The organism is Streptomyces antimicrobicus, from assembly GCF_020532625.1.
Taxonomy (GTDB): Bacteria; Actinomycetota; Actinomycetes; order Streptomycetales; family Streptomycetaceae; genus Streptomyces; species Streptomyces antimicrobicus.
This window is the reverse complement of the sequence record NZ_JAJAUY010000018.1, coordinates 29,588-46,203: the sequence shown is the minus strand read 5'-3', so window position 1 is coordinate 46,203 and position 16,616 is coordinate 29,588. Positions and strand designations below refer to the sequence as shown.

General features: G+C 74.9%; 19 protein-coding genes. 10 read left to right on the top strand and 9 right to left on the bottom strand.

The annotated features are described in order from the left end of the window. The first annotated feature begins 99 nt into the window (after positions 1-99). Positions 100-366, top strand: a complete 267-nt coding sequence (locus LG632_RS07470) for a GlsB/YeaQ/YmgE family stress response membrane protein (protein ID WP_226726039.1) — start codon at positions 100-102, stop codon at positions 364-366. Continuing rightward, positions 363-551, top strand: a complete 189-nt coding sequence (locus tag LG632_RS07465) for a hypothetical protein (RefSeq protein WP_226726038.1) — start codon at positions 363-365, stop codon at positions 549-551. Before LG632_RS07470 ends, LG632_RS07465 begins: the two co-directional genes overlap by 4 nt. On the opposite strand, the gene LG632_RS07460 is transcribed toward LG632_RS07465, so the two are convergent. The 3 genes from LG632_RS07460 to LG632_RS07450 form a co-directional block, all read right to left on the bottom strand. Beyond that, positions 548-1,642 carry a YihY/virulence factor BrkB family protein gene (locus tag LG632_RS07460; RefSeq protein WP_226726037.1) on the bottom strand — a complete coding sequence of 365 codons (1,095 nt, stop codon included), beginning with the start codon at positions 1,640-1,642 and terminating at the stop codon, positions 548-550. The two genes, LG632_RS07465 and LG632_RS07460, sit on opposite strands and share 4 nt — an antisense overlap. Before the next feature lie 67 nt (positions 1,643-1,709). Then, the gene (locus tag LG632_RS07455; protein ID WP_374203426.1) at positions 1,710-2,984 is read right to left on the bottom strand and encodes an AI-2E family transporter; all 1,275 of its coding nucleotides are present in this window, start codon (positions 2,982-2,984) and stop codon (positions 1,710-1,712) included. A 308-nt stretch (positions 2,985-3,292) separates the two neighbouring features. Then, positions 3,293-3,655, bottom strand: coding sequence for a transglycosylase family protein (locus tag LG632_RS07450; RefSeq protein WP_308108089.1), 363 nt, complete (start codon positions 3,653-3,655; stop codon positions 3,293-3,295). 609 nt (positions 3,656-4,264) lie between these two features. Here LG632_RS07450 and LG632_RS07445 point away from each other — a divergent pair. From LG632_RS07445 to LG632_RS07435, 3 genes are all read left to right on the top strand, one after another. After that, positions 4,265-4,639 carry a hypothetical protein gene (locus LG632_RS07445; protein ID WP_226726035.1) on the top strand — a complete coding sequence of 125 codons (375 nt, stop codon included), beginning with the start codon at positions 4,265-4,267 and terminating at the stop codon, positions 4,637-4,639. Positions 4,640-4,860: 221 nt separating this feature from the next. Then, positions 4,861-5,697 carry a class I SAM-dependent methyltransferase gene (locus tag LG632_RS07440; protein WP_226726034.1) on the top strand — a complete coding sequence of 279 codons (837 nt, stop codon included), beginning with the start codon at positions 4,861-4,863 and terminating at the stop codon, positions 5,695-5,697. A gap of 156 nt (positions 5,698-5,853) precedes the next feature. After that, positions 5,854-6,306: an iron chaperone gene (locus tag LG632_RS07435; protein ID WP_226726068.1), complete on the top strand. Its 453-nt coding sequence runs from the start codon at positions 5,854-5,856 to the stop codon at positions 6,304-6,306. On the opposite strand, the gene LG632_RS07430 is transcribed toward LG632_RS07435, so the two are convergent. Beyond that, positions 6,287-9,181, bottom strand: coding sequence for an ATP-binding protein (locus LG632_RS07430; RefSeq protein ID WP_226726033.1), 2,895 nt, complete (start codon positions 9,179-9,181; stop codon positions 6,287-6,289). The two genes, LG632_RS07435 and LG632_RS07430, sit on opposite strands and share 20 nt — an antisense overlap. 22 nt (positions 9,182-9,203) lie before the next feature. Continuing rightward, the gene (locus tag LG632_RS07425) at positions 9,204-9,707 is read right to left on the bottom strand and encodes an NUDIX domain-containing protein (RefSeq protein ID WP_226726032.1); all 504 of its coding nucleotides are present in this window, start codon (positions 9,705-9,707) and stop codon (positions 9,204-9,206) included. 313 nt (positions 9,708-10,020) lie between these two features. On the opposite strand from LG632_RS07425, the gene LG632_RS30695 reads away from it, so the two are divergent. Then, entirely contained in the window at positions 10,021-10,098 is a 78-nt protein-coding gene (locus LG632_RS30695; RefSeq protein WP_226726067.1) for a hypothetical protein, read from the top strand. Between the two features lie 63 nt (positions 10,099-10,161). On the opposite strand, the gene LG632_RS07415 is transcribed toward LG632_RS30695, so the two are convergent. Then, positions 10,162-10,992, bottom strand: a complete 831-nt coding sequence (locus LG632_RS07415) for a VOC family protein (protein ID WP_226726031.1) — start codon at positions 10,990-10,992, stop codon at positions 10,162-10,164. A 291-nt stretch (positions 10,993-11,283) separates the two neighbouring features. Beyond that, the gene (locus LG632_RS07410; protein ID WP_226726030.1) at positions 11,284-11,607 is read right to left on the bottom strand and encodes a plasmid stabilization protein; all 324 of its coding nucleotides are present in this window, start codon (positions 11,605-11,607) and stop codon (positions 11,284-11,286) included. A gap of 224 nt (positions 11,608-11,831) precedes the next feature. Between LG632_RS07410 and LG632_RS07405 the strand changes: the two genes are divergently transcribed. The 3 genes from LG632_RS07405 (at position 11,832) to LG632_RS07395 (ending at position 13,501) form a co-directional block, all read left to right on the top strand. Next, positions 11,832-12,020 carry a hypothetical protein gene (locus LG632_RS07405; RefSeq protein ID WP_226726029.1) on the top strand — a complete coding sequence of 63 codons (189 nt, stop codon included), beginning with the start codon at positions 11,832-11,834 and terminating at the stop codon, positions 12,018-12,020. 47 nt (positions 12,021-12,067) lie between these two features. Continuing rightward, positions 12,068-12,631: a DUF5709 domain-containing protein gene (locus LG632_RS07400; RefSeq protein ID WP_226726028.1), complete on the top strand. Its 564-nt coding sequence runs from the start codon at positions 12,068-12,070 to the stop codon at positions 12,629-12,631. Positions 12,632-13,084: 453 nt separating this feature from the next. Then, positions 13,085-13,501 carry an ATP-binding protein gene (locus LG632_RS07395; protein ID WP_226726027.1) on the top strand — a complete coding sequence of 139 codons (417 nt, stop codon included), beginning with the start codon at positions 13,085-13,087 and terminating at the stop codon, positions 13,499-13,501. Here the strand turns inward: LG632_RS07395 and LG632_RS07390 are convergent. Further along, positions 13,422-14,342, bottom strand: coding sequence for an SDR family NAD(P)-dependent oxidoreductase (locus tag LG632_RS07390; RefSeq protein ID WP_226726026.1), 921 nt, complete (start codon positions 14,340-14,342; stop codon positions 13,422-13,424). The two genes, LG632_RS07395 and LG632_RS07390, sit on opposite strands and share 80 nt — an antisense overlap. Positions 14,343-14,457: 115 nt before the next feature. Here LG632_RS07390 and LG632_RS07385 point away from each other — a divergent pair, with 115 nt between their 5' ends. Then, positions 14,458-15,456, top strand: a complete 999-nt coding sequence (locus LG632_RS07385) for a glutathione S-transferase family protein (protein WP_226726025.1) — start codon at positions 14,458-14,460, stop codon at positions 15,454-15,456. Between the two features lie 66 nt (positions 15,457-15,522). On the opposite strand, the gene LG632_RS07380 is transcribed toward LG632_RS07385, so the two are convergent. After that, positions 15,523-16,605, bottom strand: coding sequence for a glutamate--cysteine ligase (locus tag LG632_RS07380; protein ID WP_226726024.1), 1,083 nt, complete (start codon positions 16,603-16,605; stop codon positions 15,523-15,525). Positions 16,606-16,616 lie beyond the last annotated feature (11 nt).

Below are 16,616 nucleotides of genomic sequence, written 5' to 3'. Positions count from 1 at the left end.
TCCCGCTCGGCGGGCATTCCGGGGTGCCTTTCATGTTTGGAATCGGGGAGTCGGCGTAGACGCAGGGCAGACAGTCCGTACGTCGACGAGAGGTGCTTCATGGGCATCCTGGGTTGGATCCTCCTGGGTCTCCTCGCGGGGATCATCGCGAAGCTCTTGATGCCGGGGCGGGACCCCGGTGGCTTCTTCATCACCATTCTGATCGGCATTGCCGGCGGCCTTCTCGGAGGATGGCTCGGCAAGGTCATCTTCGGCGTCGACTCCGTCGACGGCTTCTTCGAGCTGTCCACGTGGATCGCCGCCATCGTCGGTTCCCTCATCCTGCTGGCTCTGTACCGCCTGGTCGCGGGCCGGAGACACGCGTGAGAACCGCCGCCGGGCGGCGGCCGGGGCGGCGGCGACGCGCGTGGCGTCGCCGCCGGGCCCTGGCCCGCTGGACGCCCCGCGCCGTCGCCCGCCGGGGCTGCCTGCACCTGAGCATCTGGGGGGTGCGGCTGATGACCTGGGCCGCACGCAGGGCGCTGCGGCGGATGCTCCGCGCCGCGGTCTAGGCGAGGCGGTCGCCGTCAACGTCCTTGCGGTCGCGGCCGTCGGCGTCGGCGTCGGCGTCGGCGGCCTTGTGGTCGCGGCCGTCGCCGTCCTCATGGTTGTCGTTCTGCCGCTCCGGCCATGTGCTGGTGTCGCGGGGTTCGACGTACGGCTCCTGCTCGGGCGGTAGGCCGCCGAGGATGGCGCGTTGTCTGCTCAGCTCGGCGTCGAACTCCAGGCCGAGCAGGACGGCCAGGTTGGTGATCCACAGCCAGACGAAGAAGACGATGACACCGGCCAGGGTGCCGTAGATCTTGTTGTAGGAACCGAAGTTGGCGATGTAGACGGCGAACCCGGCGGAGCTGAGCATCCAGATCAGCAGCGCGAGGAGGCTGCCGGGGGTGAGCCAGCGGAAGCCGCGGCCCTTGGCGTTCGGGGCGGCCCAGTACAGGACCGCGATCATGACCGTCGCCAGGAGGACCAGGACCGGCCATTTCGCGATCGACCAGACCGTCACGGCCGTCTCGCCGATCCCGAGCGCGGCTCCCGTGCGCCGGGCCAGGGTGCCGGTGACGACCACGATGAGCATCCCGACGCAGGCCATGATCATCAACCCGGTCGTCAGGGCCAGCCGCAGCGGCAGCACCTTCCAGACGGGGCGGCCCTCCGGGATGTCGTAGACGGCGTTGGAGGCGCGGATGAAGGCCGCGATGTAGCTGGAGGCGGACCAGATCGCGCCGAGCAGACCGAGGACCGCGAGGAGGGACCCCAGTCCGGCGCTGCCCTGGAGCTGGCGCACGGCGTCGGCGACGACGTCGCGCACCGTGCCGGGAGCCAGCTTCTCCAGGTTCCCGAGGATCGCTTCGGTGGCCGACTTGCCGGCGATGCCCAGCAGCGACACCAGGACCAGGAGCGCCGGGAAGAACGACAGGACGCTGTAGTACGTCAGCGCTGCCGCGCGGTCGAACAGCTCGTCGTCCTCGAACTCGTGCCACGTCCGCCGCAGGACCGCCCGCCACGAACGAGCGCCGAGCTCGGAGGGCCCGTCGGGCGCGCCCTCGTCCGACACGGCTTCCGCTGCCGCTCCCGTTTCCGGTTCCTTGCCGATACCCATGCCGCGCGCCTGTCCCGCTCCGGCCGGGCCAAACCCGCGGGTCGACCGGAATCCTCGCCGGGATTCCCTACGGCGCCGGACCGGTGGGAGCCGGGGCGGTGGTAGGGGTGGTGGCGGTCCGGTGGAGTTGTGTGATCACGGTGTTGAGGACCGCGACCAGAGGCACGGCGACCACCGCCCCGCCGATTCCCGCGACCGTGCCGCCCGTCGTCACGGCGAGCACCACGCCGAGCGGGTGCACCCGGACCGCCCTGCCGAGGATGAACGGCTGCAGGACGTGTCCCTCGATCTGCTGCACGACCAGCACGACCATGAGCACCATCGCGGCGGCGAAGAGCCCCTCCGTGACGAGCGCGACGAGCACCGCCAGGGCGCCTGACACCACGGCGCCCACCAGCGGGATGAAGGAGAACAGGAAGATGAAGACGGCCAGCGGGACGGCGAGGGGCACCCCGAGGAAGTACACGCCGAGCCCGATGAACACCGCGTCGACGAGGGCGACGACGACGGAGCCGCGGACGTAGGAGGTCAACGTCCGCCAGGCGGCGGGGCCGCAGGCCGCCACGGCGGGGCGGGCGGTGGCGGGGACGACCTTCAGGGTCCAGCGCCAGATGCGGGCGCCGTCGTAGAGCAGGAAGAGGGTGCAGAAGACCACGAGCAGCGCACCGGTCAGGATTTCCAAGAGCACGGTGACCCCGCGCAGGCCCTGGGCGGCGATGCCGCTGCCGGAGGCGAGGCCGTCGCTCAGGGCGTCGGCGACGGAGTTGATCTGCTTCTGCGTCACGTGCAGGGGGCTGCGCAGCAGCCACTGCTCCAGTTCCTCGACGCCTTCGCGTACGCGGTCGGTGAGGACGCCCGCGTTGTCCATGACCTGCCAGACCACGAACCAGCCGGCCAGGCCCAGCAGGACGAACCCGCAGATCGAGGTGAGGGCGGTCGCCGGGCCGCGCGGCAGCCCGTGCCGCTGCAACCGGGCCACCGTGGGCTGGAGCAGCGCCGTGACCAGCAGGGCCACCGCGAAGGCCAGCACCACGATGCGCAGGGCGGAGAAGACGTGGAACAGCAACCAGAGGCCGCCCGCGATCACCAGGAGGCGCCACCCGGCCTCGGCCGCCACCCGTAGACCCCAGGGGAGGACGTCGACGGGTGGCGGACGCGGGATGCTGCCGTGAGCCGGGGTGGAGGCGGGCGGGGTGGGGGCGTTCCCGGAGCCGGAGCCCGGGCCGGGACCGGGGACGGGGCCCGGGCCGGGGGCGGGGACGGAGTCGGTGTCAGCCTCGGCCTCGGGGCCCTCGGAGGCCGCGCGCAGCCGTGCTCGGGTGGCGGCGAGCGCCGGCGCCAGCCGTCGGCGCCACCAGGCGGTCCCGGCACGGCGGGCTGATCCGTCGCGACCGGTTGCGTCACCGCCGCTTCCGTCGCGAGACACGGCGACCTCATCTCCCTGGGCGTCCCTTCCCAGGGCGGCTGTCCATTTCGGACCCGTTCATGCGCGGGGGTGCCGGGAGGGCCCGGTGAGGGACTGCGGGGGCAAGGGGACCACGGCATCGTGGTCGGGCGCTCTCGCGTCGCGCGTCGTCGACCGGATCCGGCCGCGTCCGGTGGGCCGGCGGCGGGTCGTACGGAGGGGTGGGGCCAACTCCGCGGGGGCCATCAGGACTTGTGGCGGCGGGCGCAGGTCCACGCGCCCATTCCCTGCATGGACGCCAGCCGTTCGGCCACCTTGATCTGCTGGGCCTTGGTGGCGAGGTCCGCCCGGGGCGCGTACTTGAGGCCGCCTGCGGCGCGCCAGCTGGACTGCTTGAACTGGAGCCCGCCGTAGTGCCCGTTGCCGGTGTTGGCGTGCCATCTGCCGCCTGATTCGCAGCGGGCGATGGCGTCCCAGTTGGGGCGGGGGCGGGAAGTTGAGGCGGTGCCGGGAGCTGCCGGGGCCAGTATGAACAGGACGATCAGGAATGCGGTCACGCTGACGTGGCCGCGGTTCACAGGGAAGTTGCGCGTGAAGTGACAGGGCATGGACTCTCCCTCGCAACGAGGTGCGCCGCCTTCCAGCGGGATGCCTTGGGCAGTCGCACCGCACCGTGCACACAGCAGGACAGCACGTTCGACTGATTCCGACGGTGCTTTGGAGGGGTCTGGGCGCTTATGCCACCCATACAGAGCCATGGCCAAGTGGCGGCTCCCGCCGCCGATCTGGCCGTGGACGGGGGCGAACCCGCAGTTCAGAGCGGGTTCATGGGGTGGACGCCACCGCGCTGTGATTACTTGTCGCACATATCGGCGCACATGGCGTCGTCGGGGGCGTACGGCGCTCGGTGGCGGACGGTAGGTGGTTCGGCCGGGGCGTGCGAGGGCTCGTGGGGCGGGGTTTCCTGCGGGTTTCCCGTTTCCCGTTGCGGTGGGCGACGCGTGCTTCCTCGACACCGGCAGGCCGGTGACGTCAGTCTCGAGGTGTCGGCGCAACGGCCGGCGGCGAGATCCGCGGCCCCCGTTGCAGCGGCGCACCCCTCTCCCCGTGCGCCGTCGCGCCGCACCGATTCTTCCAGCCGCTCGCCGGGCACCGGCCAGCGGCGCCGTACCGCATCAGGTTCCGGCTCGTTCCGGGGCCACTGCCAAGGAGGAAGCATGTCCGCACGTACGAAGCTCTCGCTCGGTGTTGCCGCCGTCGCGCTCACCACGGGCCTGGCCTGGCCCGCCGCCTCCGCCCAGGCCGCGCCGCAGGCCCCCGCGGCCGAATGCGGGGTCCGCGCCGACGGCAAGCTGTGGTGCGGGAACCGGGCCGGGGCCAAGGGCTACGCGCACCGCTCGTACAGCTCCGCGGTGCGCGGGCCGCTGAACACCGGCTTCAGCTGGTTCCAGTGCTGGGGTCGCGGTGACAGCCACGCCGGCGGCAACAACGTCTGGTACTGGACGCAGCTGGACAACGGCCAGTGGGGCAACGTGCCGGCGGTGGACGTCCACACCTCCGTGGACCCGGCGCCTGGCCTGCGCGAGTGCTGATCCCGGTCGCCGCATGACGGGCGCGGGCCGCCTCCCCCACCGGGGAGGCGGCCCGCGCCGTGTCACCTCGTCGCTCCCGGCACGAGGGCCGCGCCCTTGGGCCGATCGGCTCAGGTGCGGCGCGCCTCGGCGGTGCGGGCGACCGGCCGTGGACGATCGGTGGGATTGCGGGCCCGCGACAGCCGGCCCGCGGGGTCCCGAGGGTAGGAGGAGGTCCGGCCGTGAGCACCGCTGCGAACGGGGACGCGCCGGGAGGCGGGCGCGGGCACTACGGCGAGGCCGTGTTCCGGCCCGAGCAGGCGGGCGAGGGCGAGCGCATCGACTTCGGCGCCCTCGCCTACGACGACTTCTCCCTCGCGCGGCTGCGGGCGCTCGGGGCCGGTCCCGGATGGCGCTGCCTCGACGTGGGCGCCGGCACGGGCACGCTCGCGCGCCGGCTGCTGGCCGAGGCCGAAGTGGCGGACGTCCTCGCCGTGGACCGCGACGTGCGCTTCCTCGCCGAACGCCCGGTGCCGGGCCTCCAGGTGCTGGAGACCGACATCACGCGCCCGGACTTCGCCTCCGCCGGCCGGTACCGGCTCGTCCACGCGCGGTTCGTGCTGATGCACCTGCCCGAACGGGACCGGCTGATCACGGCCCTGGCCGAACTCGTCGAGCCCGGTGGGGTGCTGGTGCTCAGCGACGCCGTGGACCTGACGAGCGACCGGGCGCCCGGGACGCCGTACACCGAGGTGATGCGGGCGATGTGGCAGGGGCTGCGGGCCACGATCGGCACCGACGTGTCGTGGGTGCCGTCCTACCCGCAGCTGCTGCGCGCGGCCGGGCTCGAACGGGTCGCCGCCGAGATCCATGTGCCGCCGCTGGTGCCGGGCAGCCCCATCAGCCGGTTCTGGGCGGACACCTGGGAGCGCAGCCGGGCGGCGATGCTGGCGACCGGTCTGGTCGACGGGGACGCCGTCGACCGGGCGGTGCGGTACCTGGACTCCGACGCGTGCGCCGCGCTGTCGGCCGGCATGCTCACCGCGTGGGGCTGGAAACCGCGGCCCGCCGGACACTGAGGACGCGGGGCCGCGCCCGGTGGCTTTCCGTGGTCTTTCCGTGGTGAGCACGGAGGCGGTGGGGGTCCGGGCGGGGGCACCATGGGGACACAGCGATCGGGACGGGCACGGTGATCCGGCCCGGCGGGCTCACGACGACAAGGGTGACCAGTGACCATGAGCAGTGACGGCAACAGCTCCTACGAGGGATTCACGGCCGAGGAGCGGGCCGCGATGAAGGACCACGCGCGGGAGCAGAAGAAGGCGGCCCGGCGCGGGTCGGCGGCGGAGAAGGCGGCGGAGGCCGAGCGCGACGTGCTCGCGAAGATCGCGGAAATGCCCGACTCGGACCGGGTCATGGCCGAACGCGTCCACGCGGTCGTCACGACCCACGCCCCGGACCTGGCGCCGAAGCTCTGGTACGGCATGCCGGCCTACGCCCGGGACGGCAAGGTGGTCTGCTTCTTCCAGAGCGCGGCGAAGTTCAAGGCGCGCTACGCCACGCTCGGGTTCAACGACGCGGCGCGGCTGGACGACGGTGCGATGTGGGCGACCGGTTTCGCGCTGACGGAGGTCACGCCCGAGGTCGAGGAGCGGATCGCCGCGCTGGTCAAGCAGGCGGCGAGCTGAGGCCGCCGCCGGCCAGGACCAGGGTGCGGGCCGCCTGGTAGGGGCAGCCGGCCGCCTCGAAGGCCGCCGCGGCGGCGAGCTGCCGGTCCCGGTCGCCGTCGAGCAGGGCCTCGGCACGGTCGAGCTGGGCGGTGGCGACGGGGTTGCCGGCCACCACGCCGCGGGCGTCGGCGATCCGCTCGCGGGCGTGCGGATGCCCGGCGAGCACCGCCGCCTCCGCGCGCAGGGCGACGTACCAGTGCAGCCAGACCCAGCAGACCCACTTCCAGACCTCCTGCGGTGACGGCGCCAGCCGGTGCAGGGCCGCCTCCGCGTCCCCGTGGTGCAGCAGGACCAGGGCGTCGAAGACGGCGCCGTGGCCGTGGCGGTGGTCCAGGGCGGGCCCGGCCTGACCGGCGATCGCGAGCCAGTGGGCGCGGGCGTCGTCGTCACCGCGCAGGCCGTGGACCATCGCGACCGACGCGGCGGCGGGCCCGAGGACGAACGAGCGCTGCCGGCCGCTGTGTTCCCAGGCGTCGAGGAACCTCCCGCTGGTGGTGAGGACCGCGTCGGTGTGGCCGGCGAGTGCCTCCGCGACGAGGAGCCAGGAGGTGGCGTGGTGGCCCGCCTCGGCCAGCAGCGGGTGGCCGGCGAGCTGCCCGGCGAACCGGCGGGCCTGCGGGAGCCGTCCCACGCCGAGGGCGTTGCCGGCGGCCATCGCGAGGGCGTCCACCTGTTCGTGCGTGCCGGCGGGCGTGCGGGGGGCGGGGGCCAGGACGTCGACGCGGCGGCGGGCGGCGGCCGCGGCCCCGAAGGGGTCGCCGGCCCAGCTGCGGGCGCCGCAGAGCGCGTCGAGGGCCGCGGACTCGGCGATCGGGTCGCCCGTGCGGCGAGCGAGTTCGACGGCCCGCTCGGCGTACGCGACGGTTTCCTGCGCCGTGTTGTCGGCGTCGCCCTGGACCGCGCCGAACGCGTCGGCGAGCACCGCCGCCTCGGCCAGCGCGAGGGCCGCGGCGGCGGCCGGATCGCCCGCCTCGGCGGACGCGGTGCCGGAGGCGGTGGAGCCGGTGCCGGGGGCGGTGGACCCGGTGCCGGGGGCGGTGGTGAGGGTTCGGGCCTCGGCGAGGGTGGCCCTCACCTCGTCGGTGGCGGGCAGCTGGGTGAACGTGCTGGAGAAGCGGTAGGCGACGGTGGCGGCCGCCGCCAGGTCCCGGCCGGCGCTGCCGGTGTCGCCGGCCCGCAGGGCGGCGTCCGCGGCGGCGCGGTGCAGGCGGAACATGTCCTCGCCCGTCCTGCGGCACCCGGCCACCCCGGCGGCCTGCCGGAGCGCCGCCGCGGCGGCGGTGCCGTCACCGGCGAGGGCGGCCGCCTGCTCGAAGCGCTGCTGGGACTCGCCGAGCAGGGTACGGGTGAAGGTCAGCCGGGCCAGCAGCAGGGCGAGGCGGTGGGCGTCGGCCCGGTACGCCGGCTCGTCCGCGCACCGGGCGAGGGCGGCCCGGCAGTCCTCGGCCACCGCGTCGAACCGGGCCCGCGGCGCGCCCGCGGCCGATCCGCTTCCCCTGTCGCCGGGCCGGACGTCCGCTCCCCCGGCGCCCGACGGCACCCCGTCGCCGTCCGCCGACGCCACCAGCGCCGTCGCCGCGGCCAGGCACCACGCCAGGTGCCGGGACCGGACGGCGGTCAGCTCGGCGGCGTCGGTGAGGTGCTCGGTGCCGTACTGGCGGATCGTCTCCAGCGCCTGGTAGCGGGTGCCGGCGGCGGAGCGGGTCACGGTGAGCAGGCTCTGATCGGCGAGGCGGCCGAGCCCGTCGGCGACCGTGGCCGGGCTCAGCGGGGCGAAGGCGGCGACGGAGACGGCCGCCTCCACCGAGAACGGGGCGACGAACACCGACACGCGCCGCAGCAGCGCCCGGTCCTGCGGGTGGAGCAGGTCGTGGCTCCAGTCCAGTACGGCCCGCACCGACCGGTGCCGGCCGTCGGCGCGGGGGCCGCCGGCCAGGATCCGCAACTGGTCGGACAGGCCGGCCGTCAGGCCGTCCAGCCCGAGCGTGGGCCAGCGCGCCGCCGCCAGTTCTATCGCGAGCGCCATGCCGTCGAGCCGTTCGCACAGGGCCGCGACCTGGTCGTGCAGGGCCGGTTCCGGCGACCGGCCGACCGCCGCCGCGCGCTCCAGGAACAAGGTCACCGCGTCCGATGCGCCGCCGCCGACCCGGGACAGCGGAGGGACGGGGGCGACCCGCTCGAACGGCACCATCAGCCGGGCCCGGCTCGTCGCGAGGACGCGCAGCCGAGGGCAGGCCACCAGCAGGCGTTCGACGAAGGGCGCCACTCCGTCGACGAGGTGCTCGCAGTTGTCCAGGACGAGCAGCGTCTCGCGGTCCGACAGCGCGGCCACCACCGCGTCGTCGATGCCGCGGCCGGGTTGTTCCGCCGCTCCGAGGGCCTCGGCGACGGCCGCGCCGACCCGTCCCGGATCGGTGACGGGCACCAGGTCGACGAACCACACGCCGTCGGCGAAGTCGCCGGCCATCTCCGCCGCCACCGCCAGCGCGAGCCGCGTCTTGCCCACTCCGCCCGGTCCGACCGCGGTCACCTGCCGGTGGGTCCGTATCGCGTCGGTCAACTCGCCGCGCTCCCGGGCCCGTCCGACGAACGTCGTCAGCGGGGCCGGGATCACGGGGGCCGGCTGCGGCCGCCGGGCGTCGGCGAGTTCGGCCGAACGCCGGGCCAACGCCCGCCGGTCGGGCAGCTCCAGCTTGCGCAACAGCGACGAGACGTGCGACTCGACCGTACGGACGGAGATGAACAGCCGCGCGGCGATCTCCGCGTTGCTGAGGTGCTCCCCGAGCAGCGCGAGCACGTCGCCTTCGCGGGCCGAGATCACTGGAGTGGTCACCTGATCATTATCCGGTGCCCGGCTACGACTCCCAGTCCCAGGTGTCGAAGTACGCCGGGACGCCGGTGCGGCGGGCCTCCATGACCGCCTCCAGGCGGGCGTGGTCGCGGGCCGGCATCAGATCGCGCCAGTCGGGGACCGACAGGGCGCGCACGTCGTCGTGCTCGTCCGGATCCAGCCGCACGCCGGCGAGCCGCGCGGCGTCGAGGCGGCCGCCGTCGAAGACGAAACCGACGGTGTTCAGCGGCCAGTCGGCGCCGGGCAGACCGAACACCGCGGCCAGGAGCCGAGGTGGTCCGGGCACGAGGAGCCCGGTCTCCTCCCGGCACTCGCGTACGGCGGTCTCCCACGGGCGTTCGCCCGGCTCGGCGACACCGCCGGGCCACTGCCAGGGGTGGATGCTGGAATAGGTGGCGCGCAGCTGGACGGGGCGGTCCTCGTCGTCGGTGAAGAACACCGCGCCGAACACCGCGGCCTTCGGCAGCGTGGCGGCGAACTCCTCCGGTGGCAGCCATTCCTTGGTCACTCCGCGCTCCCGTCGGCCGGTCCGGGCAGGGCCGGGGTCTCGGGTCCGGCAAGTGCCCGATCCCCGTTGCGACCATTCCTGTCCTGGGTCGGGTACGCCCATGCCGGTCCTCGGCCGCCGAGCACGCCTCCAAGGGGGAATCCGGCTTCGCCGCCGACGTCGTCCTCGCATGCGTCACCGGCCGGTCCAGCGCTCGGATGTGTACTCCATGAGCTGCTCGTCGGCTCTCCGCCCTTTCGCGCCGAGGGCCATCCGCTGGCGCTGATGCACCGGCCCCCCGCGTTGCGGCGGCCCAGCCGCCGCAGCATCGTCGATGGCATTCAGCCCTGACGGCAGGACCCTTGCCCGTGGCAGTGCTGACGGCAGCGTACGGCTGTGGAAGCTCGGCTGAGCAGCAGTGCCCGCAAACCGCCGCTCCCGAGCAGGTGGTCCCGTGCCCGGCAAGTGCGGGGCGTCAGGGGGGCGTGGCCGGGGGTTCCCACACGTCGAACAGGGCGCCCTCGGGGTCGCGCAGGGTCGCGAAGCGGCCCTCCGGGCCGGGCGAGGGGTCGACGGCCACGGTGTCGCCGCCGTGCGCGGCCGCGGCCGCCACGCTCGCGTCGAGCTCCGCGACCCGGAAGTGCACGTGCCAGTGCGGGCGCCGGACCGGTTCGGCCGACGCCTCCTGCGCCGGCCCGCCGTCGAGTCGGGCCACGACGCGGCCGTCGTGCCGCAGCACGATGCGGTCCCGCTCGTAGGAGACGTCGCAGCAGCCGCTCTCGCCGGTGGCCCACAGGAGCACCTCGCCGTAGAACACGGCCGCCGCGAAGGCGTCGCGCGTACGGAGTTCCACCCAGGCGGGTGCGGCGCGCGGGGCGGTCAACCAGTCGGCGAAGACCCGGCCCTCCCACAGGCCGAACACGGCGCCCTGCGGGTCCGCCGCCAGGACACCCCGGCCGGCTCCCTCGAAGCGGACCGGTCCGACGGCGACCGTACCGGTGCGTTCGCGGATCCGGGAGACCGCCGCGTCGGCGTCGGCCACCGCGAAGTAGGGCGTCCACGCCACCGCCACGGAGAACGTGCCGGCCTGCGCGCCGATCCCGGCCACCGGTACGCCCTCCCCCTCGGCGACGCGGAAGGCGGGGCCGAGTCGGGTGGGGCGGAAGCTCCAGCCGAGTACGGCGCCGTAGAAGCGTTCCGCGGCGTCGATGTCGTGGGTCATGAGGTTCACCCAGCACGGCGCCCCGGACACCTCGGCGGAGGTCGGTCCGATCGGTCCCATCGGTTCGCCCGGCAGCCCGGTCATGGCGTTCTCCGTTCCGCTTCCGAGGGGCCCCGTGGTGCTTTCCGTGGGGCCCGGCCCCAGAGGGGGAGGTGAGGAGGGGCCGGGCGGGACCGCGAGGTCGTGGACCGGGGGGAAGATCGCACCGCGCCCCGCGGCCCCGTGCTGCGTCTGCCCCGTCACACCCGCCCAAACCACCACCGGGCGGCGTCGTGCCGTCCGGGGGCGGCCCGGGCCCGGCGCGCCGACCCGGCCCCGGCCCGGGGCGCCGGGCGCAGCAGGGCGCCGCGCTCCCCCGCGGGGGCGCGGCGCTGCTCAGCGGCCCAGCGCTTCCTTCAGCTCGGCCTTGTCCATCTGGGAACGGCCCTTGATGTTCCGCTTCTTCGCCTCGTTGTAGAGCTGCTCCTTGGTCGGTCCTTCGGAGCCGCTGTGCGAGCGCTGTCCGCCCCGGCGGGAGGAGGACATGTCCTGGGTGGAGGACCGGCTCGCCGTCTTCGACTCGCCGGAACGGGCGCGTTCCTTGTTCACCGTGCGGGCGGCGATCTCCTCGGCCCGCTTCTCGGACTCGCCGCGGTCGCGCGCCGAGTCCTTGATGTGCTCGTACTGCCGTTCCCGCTTGGGGGACGAGCCACGGGGCATGGCCTTCTCCTTTCCGTTCCTCGGTGAGGACCGGCCGGCCCGGTGCCGGCGGTGCACGGCGCCTACCCGATTCGTCCGTACTCATGGGCCGTGACCACGCACCTTTTCGCAGCATGAGCCCCGGCGATCCGGGGAAGACGTGCGCGGCACAGGCCTTCCGTCGCGCCGCACGTCGGGGGACGAGGGCGCCGGGGGGCGGCGGCGGGCCGGGAAAGGAGACCACGATGCAGTCCACCGGAACCGGAAGCAGTGACCCGGCCAGGACCGTTCGTCGTGCCGGCAAGGAACCGGCGAGCCCCTGGGAGGACTTCGACGCGGTGATGGAAAAGATGCTCGAGTTGATCGGCGTCAGCCGGCCCGCCGGACACCGGTCCCGCAGCACGGCCGACGAAGCGGACGCGGCCGGCCTGTGACGGGACGGGCCGCCGGCGAACGCACCACGCGAGAGGAGGCGACGGTCGTGAGCGACCGCGAAACCCAAGCAGACGACGTCTACCAGCCCCAGGAGGAGGCCGAGCCCGGCGAATCGCAGCCGGACATGGAGAACGCCCTCGGCGAACCGGGCCTGGACGAGACGCTGGACACCGGCTACTCGCCGCCCGACCGCCCGCTCGCGGCCACCAGGTACGGGACCACCGCCGAGGAGCAGCACGCCGGCGAGACGCTCGACCAGCGCCTCGCCCAGGAGGAACCGGAAGCGCCGGCCACGCCGGAGGAGGCGGACCGGGCGTCGGAGGCCGACCCGGGCGACGACCTGGATGACGAACTGGGCGGCGGCCCCGGCGACGCGGGCGCCCAGCAGGGGCGGACAGGGCCGGACGGCAGCGAGGACCTCACGGGTGACCCGGGCGGCGACGCCTCCACGGCGGGGCGGGAGCGGGCCGGCCGGATGACCCCCGTCGACGAGGGCGCCCCCGTCCGCCACATCTCCGTGGTCGCCAAGGACGCGGGCATCGACGGCGGGGCCGCGGCCGCGGAGGAAGCGGCCGTCCACGTGGTGGAGGAGGAGCCGGAGCGGGACTGACCTCCCGCCGGTCGGCGCGCCGGGCCCTGGGCCGCCGGCCCCGAACGGGTGACGGGCCGAGCCCGCCGCCGTTCCCGCCGCGGGCCGTCCCGCCGTGAGGGGCAGGCCCCGGTGGACGACGACACGGCGGCCGGCAGCCCGCGCCGGAGGGGCTCCACGCCCGCCTCGGTGATCCCTCCCACCACCAGGGCCGTGGCGCGGCCGTCAGCCTCCGGAACGAAGAGGTGGCCGCCGTCCGTCCGCCGAGCGAAACCCCTGACGCACCGGCACGACCTTGCGGGGCCGGACGGGGGAGGATGCGGCCCGAACCGGGGGCGCGGCTGGTTTCGACTCCTGGCCCGAGGACAGACGCCGACTGCGAGCGCCGCCGCCGGACCCCCCTCGGTCGGTCCGGGGCAGGCGCGCCGGAGCACCGGCACACATCCGACGCTGAGGACGGACGAAGGGACGGTCATGGCACCGCGAACCGTCGGCGGCCTGACGTGCGAGCAGGCCCGGGGTGCCACCCGGGCCGTGCTCGCCGCCCACGGCGTCACGGGCCCGGAGGCCGACGACGCGCTCCTGGTCGTCACCGAGCTCGTCGCCAACGCCCGGCGGCACGCGGGCGGTGTGACCGGCTTCCTGGTCCGCTGCCGCCCGCCGCACACCGTGATCGAGGTGTCCGACGCGAACCCGGACCCGCCGGTGGACCGGCCGACGCCCGCCGACGTGCCGGGCCGGTTCGGCTGGCGCATGATCAAGCAGCTGGCCGAGAGCGTGGCCGTCGAGGCCCGGCCGTCGGGGAAGACGATCAGTGTCGTGGTCGCCGCGCGGACCGCCGGGCACGGCTCGCCTCCGCTGGCGGCGCGTCCGGGCGACGGCAGGGCGTAACCCCGCGCCGCCGCGCCGCGCGGCCGAGGAGCGCGCCGGAGAAGCCGCTGCGGCCGTGGACCGGGCGGGCCAGGCGGCGGTGCAGGGCGGCGCGCACCCGGCGCGGCAGGACGCGCAGCACCCGTGCGCCGACCCGGGTCGCCGCAGAGCCCGCCACGACGCGCGCCCGCCCGGCGGCCAGGGCCCGGCAGGCCTGCCGGGCGACCAGGGCGGGATCGTCCTTGCGGGTGCGGCCCAGGCGCGTCCCCAGCAGGCCGGCCCGGGCGAAGAAGCGGGTGTCCGTCGCGCCCGGCAGCAGGACGGTGACCAGGACGCCGCTGCCGGACAGCTCGTCGCGCAGGGCCAGGCCGAAGGAGTCCAGGAAGGCCTTGGAGGCGTTGTAGACCGCGTGGTAGGGCCCGGGGAGCTCGGCGGCGACCGACGAGGTGAGCAGGACCCGTCCGGCGCCGCGGTCGGCCATGTCCGGCAGGAGCCGGCGGGCCAGGTGCACGGTCGAGACGATGTCGAGGTCGATCACCCGTGCGGTGTCGGCGAGGTCGGTCTCCAGGAACCTGCCCGCCCTGCCGACGCCCGCGTTCAGCACCAGGACCGACACCGGGCGTCGGCCCGTCCGTACCGCGTGCACCAGGGTCTCCGCGCCGTCGTACGTGGCCAGGTCGGCCCTGACCGCCTCCACCTCCCGGGTGTGCCGGGCGAGCCGTCGCGCGGCGTCGTGGATGCCGGGGTCCTCGGCCGCGACGATCAGGTCGTGACCCGCGTCGGCCAGTTCCCGGGCGATCTCGTACCCGATGCCGGTCGAGGCGCCGGTGACGACGGCCAGGGGACGTGACGGTGCGGGCATCGCGCCGCCCTCCTTCCGTGCGGGTCCGGCCGCGGGCACCCGGCGCGGGCGCGTACGGCCGCCGGGCACGGGGTAGCCGCGCGGGCATGAGCCGTACGGCCCGGAGGAGCCCGCCATGACGTACGTGACCGCCGGCAAGGAGTACGCGCGCGACAGCCGGTACCTCACCACCAGGATCACAGCCGACGGCCGCGACGGCTTCCCGGTGGAGCCCGGACGGTACCGGCTCGTGGTCAGCCGGGCCTGCCCCTGGGCCAGCCGGGCGGTCGTGGTGCGCCGGCTCCTGGGGCTGGAGGAGGCGCTGCCGATGGCCGTGGCCGGTCCCGTGCACGACGAGCGCAGCTGGACCTTCGACCTCGATCCGGGCGGGCGGGACCCGGTGCTCGGCATCGAGCGCCTCCAGGAGGCGTACCTCGCCCGCGACCCCGGCTACGACCGGGGCATCACCGTGCCGGCCGTCGTGGACGTGCCCACCGGCAAGGTCGTGACCAACGACTTCGCCCGGATCACGATCGACATGTCGCTGGAATGGACCGCCTTCCACCGGCCCGGGGCGCCCGAGCTCTACCCCGCCGCCCTGCGGCCGGAGATCGACGCGGTGAACGAGGTGGTCTACGCGGACGTGAACAACGGCGTCTACCGGGCCGGCTTCGCCGGCTCGCAGGAGGCCTACGACGCCGCCTACGCGCGGCTGTTCGCCCGGCTCGACGAGCTCTCCGACCGGCTCGCGCGATCCCGCTACCTGGTGGGCGACACGATCACGGAGGCGGACGTACGGCTGTTCACCACGCTCGTCCGCTTCGACGCCGTCTACCACGGCCACTTCAAGTGCAACCGGCGCAAGCTCACCGAGATGCCGGTGCTGTGGGCGTACGCGCGGGATCTGTTCCAGACCCCCGGGTTCGGCGACACCGTCCATTTCGGCCACATCAAGCAGCATTACTACCGGGTCCACTCGGACATCAACCCCACCGGCATCGTGCCGGCCGGGCCCGATCTGTCGGGCTGGCTCGCCCCGCACGAGCGCGAGGTCCTGGGCGGGCGGCCGTTCGGCGACGGCACGGCGCCGGGGCCGGTGGCGCCCGGGGAACGGGTTCCGGCCGTCGTCCCGTGAGGGCGGCCGGTCGGCCCGGCCCGGCCCCCGCCCGCCCGATCGGGTGGGGGGTCCGGCGGGGCGCGTTCAGTCGGGGACCCGTGCGGTGCGGCGGGCGCAGTGGCGTACGACGCCTGCGAGGTCCCCCTCCGTCCGCAGCAGGTTCCGCTGGACGCGGGCCCCGTTGCCGCTCTCCAGGAGGCCGGCGATCCCGGCGCGGACGAGCGCGTCGTCCCCGTGGTCCACCAGCGCCTGCCGGACGCGCCCGTACAGCGCCTGCACGGCCTCCCCGGGCGGGACCCGCTGCATCGACGCGGGGTGCAGCAGCGGGCCGTCGAGCCCCGAGCGGCCGGCCTGCCAGGAGGCCAGCCGCAGCAGGCCCGTACTCGTCCGGGCCGGTGGTGCGCCGGCCCGCCAGCAGCGGGCCGCGCTCTCCACGAGGCCCCGTACGAGGGCGGCGAGGAGCACCGGCGTCGACGCGTCGAGGCACACGTCCGCCACCCTCACCTCGACGGTGGGGTAGGAGGCGGACAGCCGGGCGTCGAAGTACACCATGGCGTCGTCGCGCAGCACGCCCGAACCGACCATCGCGCGGACCTCGGCGTGGTAGCGGTCGGCGGAGCCGAAGAGGTCGGTGGGACCGGCCGACGGCAGCCGGTTCCACACCCGGCTGCGGTAGCTGGCGTACCGGCTGTCCTGTCCCTGCCAGAACGGGGAGTTCGCGCTCATGGCGGTCAGCACGGGGAGCCAGGTGCGGATGCGGTCCAGGACCGCGACGCCCTCCTCGTCCGAGTCGACCGAGACGTGGACGTGGCATCCGCACGTCAGTTGCTCCTCGGCGGTCAGGCCGAACTGGCGCGCCACCCACGCGTAGCGCGGGCCCGGCGACAGCGAGGGCCGGACCGGCAGCGGTGAGGTGGCGATCGCGACGGCGACCGCGCCGACCGTGGCGGCGCGGCGGGCCACTTCGGCGCGGCCCCGGAGGATCTCCTCGCGCAGCTCGCCCATCTCCGTGACCGGCTTGGTGGCGAACTCGACCTGCTCCTCCTTGAACTCCGACTCCAGGCCGCGCTGCCCGGCGGCGGCCCGGACGGCCGTCGACCGGGCCAGCGGCTCCCCCGTCGCGGCGTCGGCCAGCAGCAGTTCCTCCTCCACGCCCACGCTGCGCACGGGGCGGCTCC

Bases quoted from the DNA above. Each gene is read 5' to 3' on its own strand.
- LG632_RS07470 (WP_226726039.1), top strand. From the start codon at position 100: ATGGGCATCCTGGGTTGGATCCTCCTGGGTCTCCTCGCGGGGATCATC.
- LG632_RS07460 (WP_226726037.1), bottom strand. From the start codon at position 1,642: ATGGGTATCGGCAAGGAACCGGAAACGGGAGCGGCAGCGGAAGCCGTG.
- LG632_RS07445 (WP_226726035.1), top strand. From the start codon at position 4,265: ATGTCCGCACGTACGAAGCTCTCGCTCGGTGTTGCCGCCGTCGCGCTC.
- LG632_RS07395 (WP_226726027.1), top strand. From the start codon at position 13,085: ATGGCACCGCGAACCGTCGGCGGCCTGACGTGCGAGCAGGCCCGGGGT.
- LG632_RS07405 (WP_226726029.1), top strand. From the start codon at position 11,832: ATGCAGTCCACCGGAACCGGAAGCAGTGACCCGGCCAGGACCGTTCGT.
- LG632_RS07450 (WP_308108089.1), bottom strand. From the start codon at position 3,655: ATGCCCTGTCACTTCACGCGCAACTTCCCTGTGAACCGCGGCCACGTC.
- LG632_RS07385 (WP_226726025.1), top strand. From the start codon at position 14,458: ATGACGTACGTGACCGCCGGCAAGGAGTACGCGCGCGACAGCCGGTAC.
- LG632_RS07390 (WP_226726026.1), bottom strand. From the start codon at position 14,342: ATGCCCGCACCGTCACGTCCCCTGGCCGTCGTCACCGGCGCCTCGACC.
- LG632_RS07415 (WP_226726031.1), bottom strand. From the start codon at position 10,992: ATGACCGGGCTGCCGGGCGAACCGATGGGACCGATCGGACCGACCTCC.
- LG632_RS30695 (WP_226726067.1), top strand. From the start codon at position 10,021: ATGGCATTCAGCCCTGACGGCAGGACCCTTGCCCGTGGCAGTGCTGAC.
- LG632_RS07435 (WP_226726068.1), top strand. From the start codon at position 5,854: ATGAGCAGTGACGGCAACAGCTCCTACGAGGGATTCACGGCCGAGGAG.
- LG632_RS07410 (WP_226726030.1), bottom strand. From the start codon at position 11,607: ATGCCCCGTGGCTCGTCCCCCAAGCGGGAACGGCAGTACGAGCACATC.